This is a genomic window from Macromonas nakdongensis (assembly GCF_002837145.1).
Classification (GTDB): Bacteria; Pseudomonadota; Gammaproteobacteria; order Burkholderiales; family Burkholderiaceae_C; genus Macromonas_B; species Macromonas_B nakdongensis.
Window position 1 is genome coordinate 1,227 of the sequence record NZ_NWMV01000126.1, and the last position, 287, is coordinate 1,513.

The 287-nt window shown below is 69.0% G+C and carries 1 protein-coding gene; it reads left to right on the forward strand.

The features are described from left to right. The coding region (locus CON77_RS13875; RefSeq protein WP_157826977.1) for an ATP-binding cassette domain-containing protein at nucleotides 1-287 on the forward strand (287 nt) is incomplete at both ends.

Consider the following 287-nt stretch of genomic DNA (forward strand, 5'->3'; position numbering starts at 1 on the left):
ACGGCCTGCTGCACAGCACCGGCACCCAGGGCCTGGAAGCCGCCTTCATCGCGCTGCTGCCCGAGGCCCGGCGCCAGGGGCACCGGGCGGTGGAAATCCCGCCCCTGGTCGGCAACGGCCACGACGACACCGCCATCGAAGCCGAGGGCCTGACCATGCGTTTCGGCGATTTCGTCGCCGTTGACGGGGTGAGCTTCCGCATCCAGCGTGGCGAGATCTTCGGCTTCCTCGGCTCCAACGGCTGCGGCAAATCGACCACCATGAAGATGCTGACCGGCCTGCTGCCC